This is a genomic window from Streptomyces corchorusii (genome assembly GCF_001514055.1).
Taxonomy (GTDB): domain Bacteria; phylum Actinomycetota; class Actinomycetes; order Streptomycetales; family Streptomycetaceae; genus Streptomyces; species Streptomyces olivaceoviridis.
Window position 1 is genome coordinate 207,184 of sequence record NZ_KQ948357.1, and the last position, 16,480, is coordinate 223,663.

The window sequence follows — 16,480 nt, forward strand, 5'->3', positions numbered from 1 at the left end:
CCGCCGATCCGTCGGCGGAAGCGAGACACGGGGGCCGTGGGGGAAGACCACCACGGGGGTCCGGGGGCGCCACCGGGAGGAACGGGGGAGAACGGGGGAATCCCGGTGGCGGCACGGGGAAGGGGAAGGCGCCGGTCCACAGCGGACCGGCGCCTTCCGCGTACGCCTCCCGGGCCGCAGCCGCCCCCCGGGCCGGGTGCGGCGCTCAGACCCTGCCGCTGACCCGTCCCTGGAGCAGCCGGGACAGGGCCGCGTGCACGTCGTCCAGGGAGCGCTCCGGCTGGAACGACTTCCAGTCCAGCGCGGCCACCAGGACCATGCCGACCAGTGCCGCCGCCGTCAACTGGACGTCGATCTCGTCGCTGAACTCGCCGACCGCCACGCCTTCGCGCAGCACCCCCTCCACCACCGCGACCGCCTCCTGCCGCACCACCATCAGGGTGGACTGCCAGGCCCGGTTGGTGCGCCACAGCTCGGCGACGTACAGCTGGGTGAAGGCCGGGTAGCGGTCGATGAAGACCAGGCCCGCGCGGATCATCGCGTCCAGCGCGTCCACCTTGCAGCGGCCCTCGCGTGCCGCCTGCTCGGCCGCTTCCTTCAGGGAGGCGGTGAGCAGGCCGACGCCGTGCCTGAGCAGCTCTTCGAAGAGGACGGACTTGCTCGCGAAGTTGTAGTAGACCGTGCCCTTCGCGACCCCGGCCCGCTCGGCGATCTCGTCCACCGTGGTGGCGGAGAAGCCCTGCTCGGCGATGAGCGTGACGGCCGCCTCGTAGAGCTTCTGCCGGGTGGCCTCGCGGCGCGTGCTGCCGCCGGCCTTGGCGCTGCTGCTTTCCATGGCCCCGATTCTCACAGGTACGCGCGCGTGCGGGCGCTCGCCCCGGATCACAGGCTCAGCTCCGGGTGCAGCCGCGCCGGCGTCCACACCTGGCGGCGGCGGGCCGCGAGGGCGGTCAGCGCGAGGGCGCCGGCGGTGAACGCGGTGAGCACACCGCACGCCAGCCACACCGGGCCGAGCCCGCCGCCCGTGATCAGCCGGCGCAGCGCCTCCACGATGTAGCTCATCGGCAGGAACGGGTGGATCGCGTTGAAGAAGCCCGGGCTGGTCTGGACGGGGTAGGTGCCGCCCGCCGAGGTCAGCTGGAGCATCAGCAGCGCGAGCACGAGGATCCGGCCGGCGGCGCCGAAGTGGGCGTTCAGCCACTGCACGATCGCCGCGAAGCAGGCCGTGACCAGGAACAGGAAGCCGATCGTGCCGGCCGCCCGCAGCATCTGGAGGCCGACCGCCCAGTGCAGCACGGCCATCAGGGCGGCCACCTGGAGCACGCCCACGGCGACCACCGGGAGCCAGCCGGCGAACGCGATCCGCCAGGCGGAGGCACCGGCCGCCAGGGCCCGCCGGTTGAGCGGCGGGATCAGCATGTAGGCCACCATCGCGCCGACCCACAGCGACAGCGGGATGAAGTAGGGGGCGAAACCGGTGCCGTAGTTCGGCGCCTTGTGCAGGTCGTGCGAGGCGAGCTGGACCGGGTCGGCCATCACGCCGGTGCGCCGGTCGCGGTCCTGCTTGTCGTAGTCCGGGATCTTCTTCGCGCCCGAGTGCAGTCCGCCGGCGAGCTTGCCGGAGCCGTCGGACAGCTTGTACAGGCCGCCGTTGAGGGTCTCGGCGCCCGACTTCGCCGTGCCGATGCCCTTGTCCAGGGCGACCGCGCCGGTGTGGGCGGTGCCCAGTCCGGTGTGCAGCTTCTCGGCACCGGCAGCGACCTGGTGCGCGCCGGTGTTCAGCTTGTCGATCTTCTTGACGGCGTCCTCGACGTCCTCGGACAGGTGCGGTGCGCGCTCGGCGAGGGCGTCGGCCTGCTTCTGGAGCGCGCTCAGGTTGTCCCGCATCGTCTTCAGGTCGCCGTCCTGGTCGGCGATCAGCGTGTTGAGGTCGTCGGCGACGGTGGCCACCTCGGCGGCGGCCGTCCTGGCCCGCTTCAGCTCGGGGCAGGCCGGGTCGGGGAGCGTCGCGTTCTCGCAGCGCGCCCGGTAGATCTCGTCCAGGACGGCGGAGGAGGCGTGCGCGGTCTTCGCGGCGCCCGGCGCGAGCTTCACCAGCACGTCCAGGTTGTCCTTGACCGCCTTGGCCGAGTCGGAGACCAGCCGGGCGGTGTCCCCGATGGTCTTCTCGTTGTCCTTCAGGAACGGGCCCGCCTGGGCGTAGACGCCGTCGACCTTGTCGGCGAGCGCCTGGGTGCCGTCGGCGACCTGCCGCGAGCCCTCCTGGAGGTCGCCTGAGCCGGTGTCGAGCTTCTTCAGGCCCTTGGCCAGCTTGCCGCTGCCGCCCTTGGCGTCCTTCAGCCCGTCCGCGAGGTCCTTGGAGCCCCTCTCCGCCTTTCCGATCCCGCTGCTCAGCTTGTCGGCGCCCTGCGCGGCCGTGACGGTCTTGTCGTGGATGTCGGAGAAGGACACGAAGATCTTGTCCAGGAAGCTCCGGGAGGCCTTGGTGGACGCGGCCGAGCGCACCTCGTTGAAGACCGTGCGGGAGATCTGGCCGACGATGTAGTTGTTCGCGTCGTTGGTGCGCACCTGGAGGGCGCCGGTCTCCGGGGAGTCGCCGGAACTGGACGCGATCCGGCTGCTGAAGTCGGCCGGCATGGTGAGCGACAGGTAGTAGGTGCCGTCCTCGACGCCCGCGCGGGCCTCCTCGTCGCTCACCTCGTGCCATTCGAACGTCCGGCTGTCGCGCAGCCCGTCGACGATGTCGTCACCGGCGGTGATCTTCCTGCCGCCCGCCGTGGTGCCCTTGTCGTCGTTCACCAGGGCCACCGGGATGCGGTCCAGACGGCCGTACGGGTCCCAGAACGACCACAGGTACAGGGCGCCGTAGAGCAGCGGCAGCACGAGCAGCGCGACGAGGGCGGCCCGAGGAAGCTTCCCGCGCCCGAAGCGCCTCAGCTCAAGCGCGGCCAGCCTCGGTGAGCGCATCACCGGCGTCCTCCTTCTTCGGCTCGGATTCCTTCGGTGCGGATTCCTTCGGTGCGGAGTTCCTTGACTTGGAGTCCGCCGGCTCGGAGTTCCTTGGCTTGGAGTCCGTCGGTTCGGAGTCCGTCGGTCCGGAGTCCGTCGGTTCGGAGTCCGTCGGTCCGGAGTCCGTCGGCCCGGTCGGGACGTTGACGCAGTCCTCGGGAGCGGTGCGGCACACGGCCACGACCGTCGTGCCCGCGCGCGTGAGCGACCGCAACAGGTCCCAGACCTCGGCGCGTTCGGCGTCCGAGAGCTTCATGTCGACGTCGTCCACCCCGAGCAGCCGGGGCCGGCCGAGCAGGGCCAGCGCGAGCGACAGGCGCAGCTCCTGCGGCCGTTCGAGGTCGCGTACGGCCGTGCGCGAGCCCTTGGGGAGCGTCTCCAGGTCGAGTCCGGCGGCGGCCAGGGCCGCGTCGACCCGCAGCCGCGCCTCGTGGGCCCGCTGGGCGCGGGGGTGCAGCAGTCGGCGCAGGGAGTCGCCGAACCTGCGCTGCAACAGGGCCCGTTCGCGCAGGTGCTCCCCGACGGTGAGGGCCGGCTCCAGGTCGGTCACGCCGGTCACGTTCGCCACCGCGCTGACCCGGCGCAGGGCCGCCATCCGGCGGGGGAGTTCGAACCCGGCGACGGTGGCTACTCCTTCGGTGGGCTTCATCCGTCCCGTGAGTGCGAGCAGCAGACACGTGCGGCCGGAGCCGGACGGTCCCTCGATCGCGATCAGCGAGCCGGGCTCCGCGTCCAGGGCGACGCCGCGGAAGGCCCACCCCCGCGGCCCTTTGATCCCGAGCGCCTCGGCCCTGACGCCGGCGCCGGCCGGGCCGTCCGCGCCGGCCGTTCCGTGTGCGTCGTCCACAAGCCCCCCTGACGGCGTAGGCCGTAATTGAACTGACTGGTCAGTGCAAAAATACGCCCGAACCTACGATCGAGGCAAAAGCCCAGGTCAGAACGGATTGTCAGTGGCATACCGCACGATGGGCACATACGGCATTCGTGCCGTCACCCAGACGACAGGAGGTTCGTCATGGCCCACTCGTCCGCAGCCGCCGCACGCCGGCGCCGCGCCACCGGCCCTGCCCCCTCACTGACCGGCCCGGCGAGCGACGTGCACCCCGTGCTCCGCCGGGCCACGGCCCCGCCCGCCGCCCTCGACCTGCTCGCCCAGGCCCGTGCCGGACTGGAGGAGGCCACCGTCCTGGACACCCCGAACGAACGCTATGCGACGGCCCACCTCGCCGCCCTGCGGACCGCCGCCGCCGTGCTCGCCGCCCGGGGCCGGCCCGAGACCTCCCCGCGCCGCCGGGCCCGGATCCGCAGCGCCTGGGAGGTGCTGCCCGAGATCGCCCCGGAGCTGACCGAGTGGAGCGCGCTGTTCGCCTCCGGCGCCGCCCGCCGCGCCCGCGCCGAGGCGGGCATCCAGGGAGCGGCCGGACAGCGGGACGCCGACGACCTGATACGCGACGTGGAGATGTTCCTCCGCATCGTGGAGCGGATGCTGGTCCTCCAGCCGGTCCTGCCCCAGCCCCGCCAGGACCCCGCCGGCGACACCGCCGCCGACGGCACCGGCACCGGCGGGGACGGTCCGAGCGGGAGGGCCGGTCCGGGAGGTGATCTGCCGGACGCGGGCTGACCGCGGGGCGCCCCGCCGGGGAGGCGCACGGGGCGGCGCCGTCGCGGTGACCAGGCACGGCGTGGAGGCAATAGGGTGGACATCGCCTGAAGTCCCGCCCCGCCGAGGAGTCAACTGCCGTGTCGGACCCGATGCGCCCGCCCGTCTCCCACCACCACCCCCAGGCGACGTCGCCGCGCTCCGACCCCTCCCGTCCTCGCGCCTCCCTCCGTACGGCCGTGGTCTGGGAGGTCCTCCAGGACGCCCTGGACCGCCGGGTCAAGGGCGCGGGCCGGGATGCGCTGGACGTCCTGGACACCGGAGGCGGCAGCGGCAGGTTCGCCGTGCCCCTCGCCCGCCTCGGCCACCGCGTCACCGTGGTCGACCCCAGCCCCAACGCGCTGTTCGCGCTGGAGCGCCGCGCCGCCGAGGCCGGTGTCGCCGACCGGGTCAAGGGCGTCCAGGGCGACGTGCACGGTCTGTTCGACGTGGTCGAGCGCGGCGGCTACGACGCCGTCCTGTGCCACGGCGTCCTGGAGTACGTGGACGACCCGGCCGAGGGCATCCGCAACGCGGTCGCCGCGCTGCGCCCCGAGGGCGTCCTCAGCCTGCTCGCGGCCGGCCTCGGCGGTGCCGTGCTCGCCCGCGCCCTGGCCGGGCACTTCACCGAGGCCCGGCAGGCGCTCCAGGACCCCGACGGCCGCTGGGGCACCGGCGACCCCGTGCCCCGTCGCTTCACCGCCGAGCAGCTCACCGCGCTGGTCGAGGGCGCCGGTCTGCGGGTCGGCGCGGTGCACGGTGTACGCGTCTTCGCCGACTTGGTGCCCGGCGTCCTGGTGGACACCGAGCCCGGCGCCCTCGACGCGCTGTTGAAGCTGGAGGCCGCGGCGGCCGAGCTGCCCGCGTTCCACTCCGTCGCCACCCAGCTCCATGTGCTCGGTGAGACCACCGGCGCCCGCGAGGCCTGAGATCGCGACCGGCACGGGAGCGCATCACCGGGGCCGGGGCGCACAGGCGGGACGAGCCGCTGATCAGCGCCTCGGGCGCGGATGGAGTACGCCACAAGCCCCCCGATCGAGGGGTTTGCGCCGTATGATCGAGGTACACCGTCCGGCATGACGGGTCGGCCGCCGGGGAATGGAAGCCTCAGCGAGTCGGACGGCCATGACGGGCTCCGGTTGGCCAATTGGCGTAGAGGGGCGGGTTTCACGGGGGCGATTCCCTGCCTATCCTGAAGGGACCCCCCCGGTCGCCCCCGGCGACTGCACGATGAGGAGGACTCCGTGCCGCTCTCTGAGCACGAGCAGCGAATGCTTGAGCAGATGGAGCGAGCGCTGTACGCCGAAGACCCCAAGTTCGCGTCGGCGCTTGAGGGAAACGGACTGCGGACGTACACCCGGCGGCGGGTCTACCAGGCGGTCGCAGGCTTCCTCGCGGGTATCGCGCTCCTCATGGCCGGAATGGTCGCGCAGCTGATCTGGGTCAGCGTGGTGGGTTTCCTCGTCATGCTGGGCTGTGCCGTGCTCGCCGTCACCGGCTGGCGCAAGGCACCGAAGCCGGGTGAGCAGCCCCAGGGCGCCGCGCGCCGCCAGGTGCGGCCGAAGCGCTCCATGATGGACCGGATCGAGCAGCGCTGGCAGCGCCGCCGGGACGAACAGGGTCACTGACCGCGCCGCGCCTCCCACGGCGCCGGACACGCAGACATACGTGAGGGGCGGCCACCAGCCGGTGGCCGCCCCTCACACGTGCTCAGCCCTGCCTCACGGTGCTCGGCACGCTGCCGCTCAGCCGCACTGGGACGCGTGTCTCAGGGAGAGGCGCGCCGCCGCCGAGCCATTCCGCCCGCGCCGCGCCCGGTCGGCCGCGCTGGGAGCATCGGCCCCGCGTGCGTACAGCCCCGCACCGCTCGCGCCGCCCCTGCCCCCCCGCGTCGTCCATGCTGCCCGGAAAGCCCGCGCTGCCCGCGTTCAGCCCCGCTGCCCGGAAAGCCCGCGCCGCCCGCGTTCAGCCCCGCTGCCCGGACGGCCGGCGCAGGGTCGGGCGGGCCGCCGCGATCCGGGTGCGCAGGGCCGACCAGCGGGCCGACACCGCCCACAGCACCCGGACCGAGGAGCGGGGCAGGAACCGCGCCCGCAGCCGCGTCCCGGTGCTCACCGTGGACCGCAGCCCCTCGATCACCCGGCGCACGTCCTGCGCCGTCCCCGCCGCCGGGCGCGGGGCGGGCGCGTACAGCACCTGCTCCACGGCGTCCGCCACCCGGTGCACGGCGGCCCCGGTCGCCGGATCGAGATGGCCGAGCCGGACGATCCGGTCGGCGGCCTTGCGCGCGGTCAGCGACTCGTCCGGCGCGATGCCGTGGTCCCAGGCGCTGTCGGTCAGCTCCTGCCACGCCGCCAGGGTGTGCGCCGCCGAGCCCCCCGCCGTCCGGGCGTGCCCGCCCAGCCGGCGCCCGCGCAACCGCTCCCGCCACAGCAGCGGCGACAGCGGAACCGCCAGGACCAGCAGCGCGCCCAGCCCGGTCAGCGGCCACCACCACCAGCCGGCGCCGCCGTCCTCGTGGTGCGGGACCGCCGCCGCGGACGGGCTGCCGCAGGCCTGGAGCCTGCGCAGCTCACCGGCGCAGCTCTCGCTCGGCGAGGCCGCCGCCGAGGGCGCCGAGGACGCGCCCTTGGACGGCAGCGCCTCCTCCGGCAGCGAGCTGCCGGGCGTGTCCGACTGGGTGTACGACGGCGTGGTGCCCCGGGTGGGGGTCGGCTCGAAGCGGGTCCAGCCCACCCCCTCGAAGTACAGCTCGGGCCACGCGTGCGCGTCCTTCTGGTTCACCGCGACCGTGCCGTCGGCCTGCGGGGTGCCGGGCGCGAAGCCCACCGCGACCCGGGCCGGGATGCCGAGGGTGCGGGCCATCGCGGCCATCGCGAAGGAGAAGTGGACGCAGAAGCCCTGCTTCTTCTTCAGGAAATTGGCTATGGCGCCGGGGCCGCGGCCCACCTCCACCGAGGTGTCGTACTGGAAGCCCCCGTTGACCGCGAACCAGTCCTGGAGCCTCACGGCTTCCTCGTAGTGACTGCTCGCGCCCGCCGTGATCTCCTGCGCGGTGCGGGCCACCACCTTCGGCAGCGCGGACGGCACCTTGGTGTACTCGCGCCTCAGGGCGGCCGGCGGCTGCGGCGCGGCGGCGAGCTGCTGCGCCGTCGGCCGCACGTCCAGGCTGGTCACCTGGTAGGTCTGGCCGCGCGTGGTCTGGCCGCGGTCGCCGACGAGGGTCATCCCGACGGGCTCGTACCGCCACCGGCCGCTGACCTTCACATCGCTCGGCGGGTAGGGCATCGGCAGCCAGTCCTGCGCGTACCAGTCCGCCGCCGTGACGGTCGTCTTCACCTTGCCGCGCTCGATGTCCGAGCCCAGGCCAATGGGGGTGGGGAGCTTGTCCGGCACGCCGACGATGTGCCGCTGCGCCGGCTTCCAGGTGGTGCCGTCGAAGTCGTCCAGGGAGACGATGCGCAGGTACAGGTCGGAGATGTCGTTCGAGTCCGTCCGCAGCGTCAGCACCTGGCGGTCGTCGTTCGTGTTCAGGTTGTCGCGCAGGGACACCAGCGGGTTGACCGCCGAGATCGTGCCCCCGTTGCCGCCTCCCACCCCCACGCCGGTGCCCGCGGCGTCCAGCAGGCCGCCGTTGATCGTGGGCAGGGCGAGCGGCGCCACCAGGGCCACGCCGAGCGCGACCGCGCCGATCCGGCGTCCGGTGCGCACCGGCGCCACGGCGCCCTCCGGGCCGCCCGGGGTGCGCGGCGCGCCGCCGAAGACCCGGCCCCACTGGGCGAGCCGGTCCCGGCCCTCCGCGAGCAGCAGCATCAGATAGCCGGCCGCCGCCACCAGGAACCACAGCCAGTCCGCGCCGCCGCCGGACAGGCCCGCGGCCACCGAGTACAGCGCGAGCAGCGGCAGACCGGCCGGGGCCGCGCTGCGGAAGGTCACCGCGAGCGTGTCCACCAGCAGGCCGATCAGCAGCGCGCCGCCGATCAGCATCAGCTTGATGCCGTCGGTGAGCGGTGCCGGTGTCGCGTACCGGCTGACGTCGTCCGTGCCCTGCTGGAGCAGGTCGGCGAAGTACCGGAAGGTGTCCGGGCCGGGGATCAGCCCGATGAGCGCGTGCCCCCGGGCGAAGACCAGGGTCAGCAGCATCAGGGTGACCAGCGCCTGCGCCGCCACCGTCAGCGTCCGGCCCAGCGGCACCCGCCGGGCCGCCGCTCCCACCCCGGTCTGGATGGCCACCAGCGGGACCAGTTGCAGCAGCCAGGTCGGCTCGGTGACCAGCGGCAGCAGCGCGCAGGACGCCATCAGGGTGGCCGCCGCCGCGCACAGTGCCAGTCGTGCCCGCCCGCTCATCCGCGCGCCTCCCCGGTCACGGCGGTCAGCCCGGAGCGTTCCCGGTCCGCCTGCCGCCACAGTTCGTCCGGCGAGGCCCCGCGCGGCACGCTCAGCGCCGTCCAGCCCGCCTCGCGCAGCATCCGCAGCCGCTCCTCGTGCCGGCCGCCCGGCCGGGGCACGTCGGTCGCCTCCCGGGTCCAGGTGTCGGGGTCCAGCACGAAGGCGACGGCGCCGCCGCTGCGCCGGCTCATCTTGGCGACCGTCGCGGCCTGCTCCTCGTCCAGGTCGCCGAGGAAGGCGATCAGCAGCCCCTCGTTGCCGCCGCGCAGCACGTCGTACGCACGGGACAGCCCGGTGCCGTCGGAGTGGTCGATCACCGCCAGGGTGTCCATCATCAGCCCGGCGGCGTCCGCGGTCTCCTGGCCGGTGCCCGCGAACCCGTCGGCGCCCTCGCCGGGCACCGCGCTGCCGCTGTCGGTCAGCAGCCGTACCGAGAAGCCGCGCTCCAGCATGTGCACCAGCACGGAGGCGGCACCGGAGACGGCCCACTCGAAGGCCGAGTCCGGGCCCGCGCCCTCGTAGGCGCCGCCGCGGGTGTCCAGGAGCACGGTGCACCGGGAGCGCCGGGGCTGCTCCTCGCGGCGCACCATCAGCTCGCCGTAGCGGGCGGTGGACCGCCAGTGCACCCGGCGTAGGTCGTCGCCGTAGCGGTAGCCGCGCGGGATGACGTCGTCCTCGCCGGCGAGGGCCAGCGAGCGCTGGCGTCCGTCGCCGTACCCCTTGGCCTCGCCGCCGAAGCGGACCGGGGAGAGCGGCTCCACGCGCGGGATGACCGTCAGGGTGTCGTGCGTCGAGAAGGAGCGGGTCAGCTCGCACATGCCGAAGGGGTCGGTGAGCCGCAGCTGGAGGGGGCCGAGCGGATAGCGGCCCCGCAGGTCGGAGCGGACCCGGTAGGACACCTCGCGGCGACCGCCCGGCTCGACCCGGTCCAGCACGAAGCGGGGCCGGGGCCCGAGGACGTACGGCACCCGGTCCTGGAGCATCAGCAGGCCGGTGGGCAGCCGGGAGACGTTGTCCATGCGCAGGTGCACCCGCGCCTCGCTGCCCGCGGGGACGCGCGCGGGGGCGAGGCGGCGGCTCGCGGCCACCCGGTAGCGCGTGCGGTACAGCACGGCCGCGCAGATCAGGGGCAGCACGGCGAGCAGCAGGCCGACCCGCAGCAGCTCGCTCAGGCCCAGCACGAACGAGCAGATCGCGGCGGCGATCCCGGCCGCGAGGAAGGAGCGGCCCCGGGTGGTGAGCCCCGCCAGGGCCGTACGGACGCCGCCCGCCTCCCCGCGGTCGGCCTCCGCCGGCCCGGCCCCCCAGGAACTCATCACAGACTCCGCGGGGGCTGCTGGGGATAGGCCGGGACGTTGCGGCCCAGACCGCCGAAGCCGTTCTGCGGGGCCGGGGCCTGGGCGGTGGGCACCGGGGTGTGCTGGAGGATCTCCAGCACCACCTGCTCGGCCGTGCGGCGGTTCAGCTGGGCCTGCGCGGTGGGCAGCAGACGGTGGGCGAGGACGGCGACGGCGAGCGCCTGGACGTCGTCCGGCAGCGCGTACTCCCGGCCGGCGAGGGCCGCGGACGCCTTGGCCGCGCGCAGCAGGTGCAGCGTCGCGCGCGGGGAGGCACCGAGTCTGAGGTCGGGGTGGGTACGGGTGGCGGCGACCAGTTCGACCGCGTAGCGCCGGACCGGCTCGGCGACGTGCACCCCGCGCACCGCCTCGACCAGTTTCACGATCTCGTGCGCGTGCGCCACCGGCTGGAGGTCCTCCAGCGGGCTGACCCCGCCGTGGACGTCGAGCATCCGGAGCTCGGCCTCCACGCTCGGGTAGCCGACGGAGACGCGGGCCATGAAGCGGTCGCGCTGGGCCTCGGGCAGCGGGTAGGTGCCCTCCATCTCGACCGGGTTCTGGGTGGCCACCACCATGAAGGGGCTGGGCAGTTCGTACGTCTGCCCGTCGATGGTGACCTGCCGCTCCTCCATCGACTCCAGCAGCGCGGACTGGGTCTTGGGCGAGGCGCGGTTGATCTCGTCGCCGATCACGATCTGCGCGAAGATGGCGCCGGGCTTGAACTCGAAGTCGCGGCGCTGCTGGTCCCAGATGGACACGCCCGTGATGTCCGAGGGCAGCAGGTCCGGTGTGAACTGGATGCGCCGCACCGAGCAGTCGATGGACCGCGCCAGCGCCTTGGCGAGCATGGTCTTGCCCACCCCGGGGACGTCCTCGATCAGCAGGTGGCCCTCCGCGAGCAGCACGGTCAGCGCGAGTCGTACGACCTCGGGCTTGCCCTCGATCACGCCCTCCACCGAACCGCGCACCCGCTCCACCGTGGCGGTCAGATCATTGAGGTTCGCTCGATCGTCATAGGTCGTCACCCGGCCCTCCTCGGCCCGTTCATTCCGGGCCGACGCTCTCGTGCGAAACCGGCCCACCCCGAAACACGGACACCACGCGGGAAGAGTTCCGCGTGACGTCACACCCCCGCATTCTTGCTGCCGTTACCGATTCGTGTCACTCGCCTGTGGACAACTGCCCGCACGATGCCGGTCTTACGACATTTCGACCGCATTTTCGATACGGGACGGCGGGGCGCGTACCGGGGCGGTGGGCCGGCGCCCCGGGTCAGGCCGGGTCGACCTCGCGCAGCAGTCCGGTGCGCACGTCGAAGACGAAGCCGCGGACGTCGTCGGTGTGCAGCAGGAACGGCGAGGTGCGCACCCGCTGCATGGACTGGCGCACGTCCTGGTCCACGTCGCGGAAGGACTCCACCGCCCAGGACGGGCGCTGCCCGATCTCCATCTCCAGTTCGGTGCGGAAGTCCTCGGTGAGGGCCTCCAGGCCGCAGCCGGTGTGGTGGATGAGCACGATGCTGCGGGTGCCGAGCTTGCGCTGGCTGATGGTCAGCGACCGGATGACGTCGTCGGTGACCACACCGCCCGCGTTGCGGATCGTGTGGCAGTCGCCGAGCTGGAGGCCGAGGGCCTGGTGCAGGTCGAGGCGGGCGTCCATGCACGCGACGACGGCGACGTGGAGAACGGGGCTGGCGTCCATACCGGGGTCCGTGAACGCCTCGGCGTACCGCCGGTTGGCCTCCACGAGGCGGTCGGTCACGGTGTCGCCGGCTGTTATGGCGCCTTCGGATCCAGTGGGCACTGCTGCGGAAGTCGTCATACTGACGACGTTACTGGTCACACGAGGTTCCGGCGTGCTGTGAGAGGGGGTGAAAATCGTCATCGTGGCGTGTTGTGAGCCAACCCACATGGAGGGCATACCCGACCGGACGGATGAATCCGTTCGAATGACCGCACCGGTCCGCGCGCGGTGCGCGACGCGCAGGCCGGTTGATTGACCGCGAGACAGGGTGGACTAAAGTGGCGCGAAGCGGGAGGCGTGGCTCTTCCTGCTGGTGAAACCCCCGGAGACCCCGGCATGCGCCCGGACCGTCTCCCCACGCGCGCGGCGCGTACGTACGGCTCGGCCTCCTCCCGCTCCCGGTCGGCTGACGCTTCCGGCGCCGGCAGGCCGCCCCTTCACGAGCTGGCGGGGACCCGCGGCGGTGCGTATCCTGCGCCGGATCCTGAGAGGCCCCCTTGAGCCAGAGTCGACACGTCCCGGTGATGCTCCAGCGGTGCCTGGATCTGCTGGCGCCCGCCCTGGAGCGGCCGGGCGCGGTGGTCGTCGACTGCACCCTCGGCCTCGGCGGGCACAGCGAGGCGCTGCTCGGCCGGTTCCCCGAGGCGCGGCTGATCGGCCTCGACCGGGACAAGGAGGCGCTGCGGCTGTCCGGCGAGCGGCTGGCCCCCTACGGGGACCGCGCCACCCTCGTGCACGCCGTGTACGACGAGCTGCCCGAGGTGCTGGACCGGCTCGGCATCGCGCGCGTGCAGGGCGTGCTGTTCGACCTCGGCGTCTCCTCCATGCAGCTGGACGAGGCCGGCCGCGGCTTCGCCTACGCGCAGGACGCGCCCCTGGACATGCGCATGGACCAGACGACCGGGATCAGCGCCGCCGAGGTCCTCAACACCTACCCGGCCGGCGAACTCGTGCGGATCCTGCGGGCGTACGGCGAGGAGAAGCAGGCCAAGCGGATCGTCGCCGCGATCGTCCGGGAGCGCGAGAAGGAGCCGTTCGGCACCAGCGCGCGGCTCGTGGAACTCATCCGGGACGCGCTGCCGCAGGCCGCCAAGCGCACCGGCGGCAACCCGGCCAAGCGGACCTTCCAGGCGCTGCGCATCGAGGTCAACGGCGAACTGTCGGTCCTGGAGCGGGCCATCCCGGCCGCCGTGAAGGCCCTGGACGTCGGCGGGCGCGTCGCCGTGCTGTCGTACCACTCGCTCGAAGACCGGCTCGTCAAGCAGGTGTTCGCGGCCGGGGCCGCCACCACCGCGCCGCCCGGGCTGCCCGTCGTGCCCGAGCGGTACCAGCCGCGGCTCAAGCTGCTCACCCGTGGTGCCGAACTTCCCACCGAGGAAGAGATCGCCGAGAACCGCCGGGCCGCACCGGCCAGACTGCGGGGTGCCGAGCGCATCCGGGAGGACGTCGAGTGAGCGAGACGGGTCGGAAGGGTTCCCCCGCGCAGCGGGGGAGCGGTGTCCCGCACGCACCGGGGGAGCAGTGAGCAGGAAACCCGAGCTGAAGGGGAGGGCCGCCCGGCTGGCCCGGCTCCTCCCGGCCGGCCGCGCCCAGGCGGCCCGCACCCCGTTCGTCCTGCTCGTCGTCCTGCTCCTCGGCGGCGGCCTCATCGGCCTGCTGGTGCTGAACTCCGCGCTCAGCGAGGGGTCGTTCGAACTCGCCGACCTGGAGAAGCGGACGAAGAACCTCACCGACGAGGAGCAGGCCCTCCAGCGGGACATCGACGCCTACTCGTCCCCGGACGCCTTGCAGCGCCGCGCCCGCGAACTCGGCATGGTCCCCGGCGGCGACCCGGCCTTCCTCGGCCCCGACGGCACCGTCAAGGGCGTCCCCGGCGTCGCCGCCCCCGAGCCCGCCGCCCTCATGGCCCCGGCCGGCACCGGCCCCCTCACCCCGGCCGGCGCCCCCCTCTCCACGGCCCCGCCCGTCGCCCCGGCCCCCACCGCGCCGCCCCGGTCCCCGGGCGACCCGGCAGCCGCGCCCCCCGCGCCGCCCGCCACCCTCCAGCCCATCCCCGCCCCGACCCCCGGCAGGTGACGGAAGTGTCCGACAGGGAACCGCCGCGCCACCGCGTAGCCGGGCCCGCGTACTCCGGCCCGCCGGCGCCGGGCGGACACCGCTCCCCGCGCCGGCCGCCGTGCGCCACCCGGTGCCGGCCGGCCCGGAACGCGTCGCGCTCCGGTGGCGGCGGCTCGTCCGGGTGTCAGGCGCGGCCGCTCCCGCGCGCGCGGCGGCGCTGTCAGGCCGTCCGGCGGCGAGCGGCCCGGACGCCGGCCCCGGCAGGTGCGATGACGCCGTTCGCGATCCCCCAGCCCACCCCTACCCCGACCCCCGGCAGGTGACGGAAGTGTCCGACAGGGAACCGCCGCGCCGCCGTGTGCCCGGGCCCGCCAAGCCTCCCCGGCCGCGGGGTGCCGTCCGGCGGCAGCCCGGGCCTGGCGCCCGGCCGGTCCGCCGCTCCGGCGGGGCCCGGCCCCCGGTGTCGCGCCCCCTCCGGCTCGGCAGCCCCCGGCCCCGGCTGCGCCTGGTCAGCCTCGCCCTGACCCTGGTGCTGCTCGCCTTCGTGGTGCGGCTGCTCCAGGTCCAGGCCGTCGACGCGAGCTCCTACACGGCGCGGGCCGAGCAGAACCGGTACGTGGTGCACACGCTGGCCGCCGAGCGCGGCGAGATCACCGACCGCAACGGCGTCGCCCTCGCCGTCAGCGAGGACGCGTACGACATCACGGCCGACCCGACGATGTTCGGCCGCGCGCAGCTGAAGATCTCCGACGGCCCGGAGAAGGCCGCCGCGCTGCTCGCCCCGATCCTCGGCCAGGACCAAGCCGCGCTCGTGCGGAAACTGCGCCCCGCGAACAAGAACTCCCGCTACACCCGGCTCGCCGCCCGGCAGACCCCGCAGGTCTGGAAGCAGATCAAGGACCTGAAGACCGCGCTCACGAACAAGTCGGAGACGGACCACACCACCGTCAACGTGCTGGCCGGTGTCTTCGCGGACCCCAGCAGCCAGCGCGTGTACCCCAACGGCGACCTGGCCGCCGGGATACTGGGCTGGGTCAACGCCGACGGCCAGGGCGGCGGCGGCATCGAGCAGGAGCTGGACAAGCAGCTGTCCGGGAAGGACGGCAAGGTCCGCTACGCCCAGGCCGGCGGACGCCAGGTGCCGACGGCCGGGTCCACGGAGACCCCCGCCGTGCCCGGCTCCGACGTCGAGCTGACCATCGACCGCGACATCCAGTGGGCCGCGCAGGACGCGATCAGCGAACAGGTGAGGAAGTCCAAGGCGGACCGGGGCTACGTCATCGTCCAGGACACCCGCACCGGCCAGATCCTCGCCATGGCCAACTCGCCCGGCTTCGACCCCAACGACCTGTCGAAGGCCGACGGCGACGCCATGGGCAACGCGGCCGTCCAGGACGCCTACGAGCCCGGTTCCACGGCGAAGGTGATGTCGATGGCGGCCGTGCTGGAGCGGAACGTCGCGACCCCGCTCACCCATGTCGTCGTACCCAACCGGCTGCACCGCGGCGACCGGCTCTTCCAGGACGACATCGACCACGCCACCTGGCACCTGACCCTCAACGGCGTGCTCGCCAAGTCCAGCAACATCGGCACCATCCTGGCCACCGGCGAACTCGGCAAGACCCAGCCCGAAGCCAACAAGGTCCTCTACTCCTACCTGCGCAAGTTCGGCATCGGCAGCCCCACCGGCCTCGGCTTCCCCGGCGAGACCGCCGGCATCCTCGCGCCGCCGCAGAAGTGGTCCACCTCTCAGCAGTACACGATCCCTTTCGGCCAGGGCTTCTCCATCAACGCGATGCAGGCCGCCTCCGTCTACTCGACCATCGCCAACGGCGGCGTCCGCGTCCAGCCGACCCTGGTGCGCGGCACCAAGGGCGCCGACGGCAGCTTCACCCCCGCTCCGAAGCCCGAGCAGACACGGGTCGTCAGCGAGAAGACCGCCAAGAGCCTCGCGCAGATGCTGGAGTCCGTCGTCGACGACGGGCAGGGCACCGGCATCAAGGCCCGCATCCCCGGGTACCGGGTCGCGGGCAAGACCGGCACGGCCAACCGTGTGGATCCGGTCACCGGCCGCTACCGCGGCTACACGTCGTCCTTCGCCGGCTTCGCCCCCGCCGACAACCCGCGGATCACCGTCTACTGCGCCATCCAGAACGCCACCTCGGGCAGCTACTTCGGCGGCCAGATCTGCGCCCCCATCTACAAGCAGGTGATGGAGTTCGCCCTGAAGACCCTCCAGGTCCCGCCGACCGGCGCGAAGGCCGCCAACCTGCCCGTCGACTACAAGCCCTGATCAGCACCTCGG

The 16,480-nt window shown here is 73.6% G+C and carries 13 protein-coding genes; 6 read left to right on the plus strand and 7 right to left on the minus strand.

Going from position 1 to position 16,480, the window contains the following annotated elements; translation table 11 throughout:
* Nucleotides 1–205 precede the first annotated feature (205 nt).
* The 3 genes from AQJ11_RS19460 to AQJ11_RS19470 are packed head-to-tail and all read right to left on the minus strand — an operon-like array spanning nt 206 to nt 3,856.
* Nucleotides 206–835 (minus strand): TetR/AcrR family transcriptional regulator, encoded by a 630-nt coding sequence (locus AQJ11_RS19460; RefSeq protein WP_014672186.1) that lies wholly within the window; start codon nt 833–835, stop codon nt 206–208.
* 47 nt (nt 836–882) lie between these two features.
* Entirely contained in the window at nt 883–2,967 is a 2,085-nt protein-coding gene (locus AQJ11_RS19465; protein WP_059263872.1) for a YhgE/Pip family protein, read from the minus strand.
* Nucleotides 2,939–3,856 (minus strand): ATP-binding cassette domain-containing protein, encoded by a 918-nt coding sequence (locus tag AQJ11_RS19470; RefSeq protein WP_059263873.1) that lies wholly within the window; start codon nt 3,854–3,856, stop codon nt 2,939–2,941. The genes AQJ11_RS19465 and AQJ11_RS19470 overlap by 29 nt, the downstream gene beginning before the upstream one ends.
* A 168-nt stretch (nt 3,857–4,024) precedes the next feature.
* Between AQJ11_RS19470 and AQJ11_RS19475 the strand changes: the two genes are divergently transcribed.
* From AQJ11_RS19475 to AQJ11_RS19485, 3 genes are all read left to right on the plus strand, one after another.
* A complete protein-coding gene (locus AQJ11_RS19475; protein WP_059263874.1) occupies nt 4,025–4,630 on the plus strand; it encodes an SAV_6107 family HEPN domain-containing protein in 606 nt (201 codons plus the stop codon).
* 119 nt (nt 4,631–4,749) lie between these two features.
* A complete protein-coding gene (locus AQJ11_RS19480) occupies nt 4,750–5,577 on the plus strand; it encodes a class I SAM-dependent methyltransferase (protein ID WP_058080222.1) in 828 nt (275 codons plus the stop codon).
* A gap of 315 nt (nt 5,578–5,892) precedes the next feature.
* A complete protein-coding gene (locus AQJ11_RS19485; RefSeq protein ID WP_059263875.1) occupies nt 5,893–6,276 on the plus strand; it encodes a DUF3040 domain-containing protein in 384 nt (127 codons plus the stop codon).
* Nucleotides 6,277–6,613: 337 nt separating this feature from the next.
* Here the strand turns inward: AQJ11_RS19485 and AQJ11_RS19490 are convergent, their stop codons facing one another.
* The 4 genes from AQJ11_RS19490 to AQJ11_RS19505 form a co-directional block, all read right to left on the minus strand.
* Entirely contained in the window at nt 6,614–8,995 is a 2,382-nt protein-coding gene (locus AQJ11_RS19490; protein ID WP_059263876.1) for a transglutaminase TgpA family protein, read from the minus strand.
* Complete coding sequence (locus tag AQJ11_RS19495; protein ID WP_058080220.1) at nt 8,992–10,353, minus strand: DUF58 domain-containing protein; 1,362 nt, start codon at nt 10,351–10,353, stop codon at nt 8,992–8,994. Before AQJ11_RS19495 ends, AQJ11_RS19490 begins: the two co-directional genes overlap by 4 nt.
* Nucleotides 10,353–11,399, minus strand: a complete 1,047-nt coding sequence (locus tag AQJ11_RS19500; protein WP_014672178.1) for an AAA family ATPase — start codon at nt 11,397–11,399, stop codon at nt 10,353–10,355. The genes AQJ11_RS19495 and AQJ11_RS19500 overlap by 1 nt, the downstream gene beginning before the upstream one ends.
* A gap of 247 nt (nt 11,400–11,646) precedes the next feature.
* Nucleotides 11,647–12,258, minus strand: a complete 612-nt coding sequence (locus AQJ11_RS19505) for a beta-class carbonic anhydrase (RefSeq protein ID WP_398780424.1) — start codon at nt 12,256–12,258, stop codon at nt 11,647–11,649.
* A 356-nt stretch (nt 12,259–12,614) separates the two neighbouring features.
* On the opposite strand from AQJ11_RS19505, the gene rsmH reads away from it, so the two are divergent.
* The 3 genes from rsmH (at nt 12,615) to AQJ11_RS19520 (ending at nt 16,468) form a co-directional block, all read left to right on the plus strand.
* On the plus strand, nt 12,615–13,571 hold the full coding sequence (rsmH, locus tag AQJ11_RS19510) for a 16S rRNA (cytosine(1402)-N(4))-methyltransferase RsmH (protein WP_078611727.1): 957 nt from the start codon (nt 12,615–12,617) through the stop codon (nt 13,569–13,571).
* A 67-nt stretch (nt 13,572–13,638) separates the two neighbouring features.
* Nucleotides 13,639–14,193 (plus strand): cell division protein FtsL, encoded by a 555-nt coding sequence (ftsL, locus tag AQJ11_RS19515; protein WP_059263877.1) that lies wholly within the window; start codon nt 13,639–13,641, stop codon nt 14,191–14,193.
* A gap of 310 nt (nt 14,194–14,503) precedes the next feature.
* The gene (locus AQJ11_RS19520) at nt 14,504–16,468 is read left to right on the plus strand and encodes a peptidoglycan D,D-transpeptidase FtsI family protein (protein ID WP_279616950.1); all 1,965 of its coding nucleotides are present in this window, start codon (nt 14,504–14,506) and stop codon (nt 16,466–16,468) included.
* Nucleotides 16,469–16,480 lie beyond the last annotated feature (12 nt).

Coding starts and splice junctions, on each gene's coding strand:
- AQJ11_RS19460 (WP_014672186.1), bottom strand. CDS start 835: ATGGAAAGCAGCAGCGCCAAGGCCGGCGGCAGCACGCGCCGCGAGGCC.
- AQJ11_RS19465 (WP_059263872.1), bottom strand. CDS start 2,967: ATGCGCTCACCGAGGCTGGCCGCGCTTGAGCTGAGGCGCTTCGGGCGC.
- AQJ11_RS19475 (WP_059263874.1), top strand. CDS start 4,025: ATGGCCCACTCGTCCGCAGCCGCCGCACGCCGGCGCCGCGCCACCGGC.
- AQJ11_RS19490 (WP_059263876.1), bottom strand. CDS start 8,995: ATGAGCGGGCGGGCACGACTGGCACTGTGCGCGGCGGCGGCCACCCTG.
- AQJ11_RS19495 (WP_058080220.1), bottom strand. CDS start 10,353: ATGAGTTCCTGGGGGGCCGGGCCGGCGGAGGCCGACCGCGGGGAGGCG.
- AQJ11_RS19505 (WP_398780424.1), bottom strand. CDS start 12,258: ATGACGATTTTCACCCCCTCTCACAGCACGCCGGAACCTCGTGTGACC.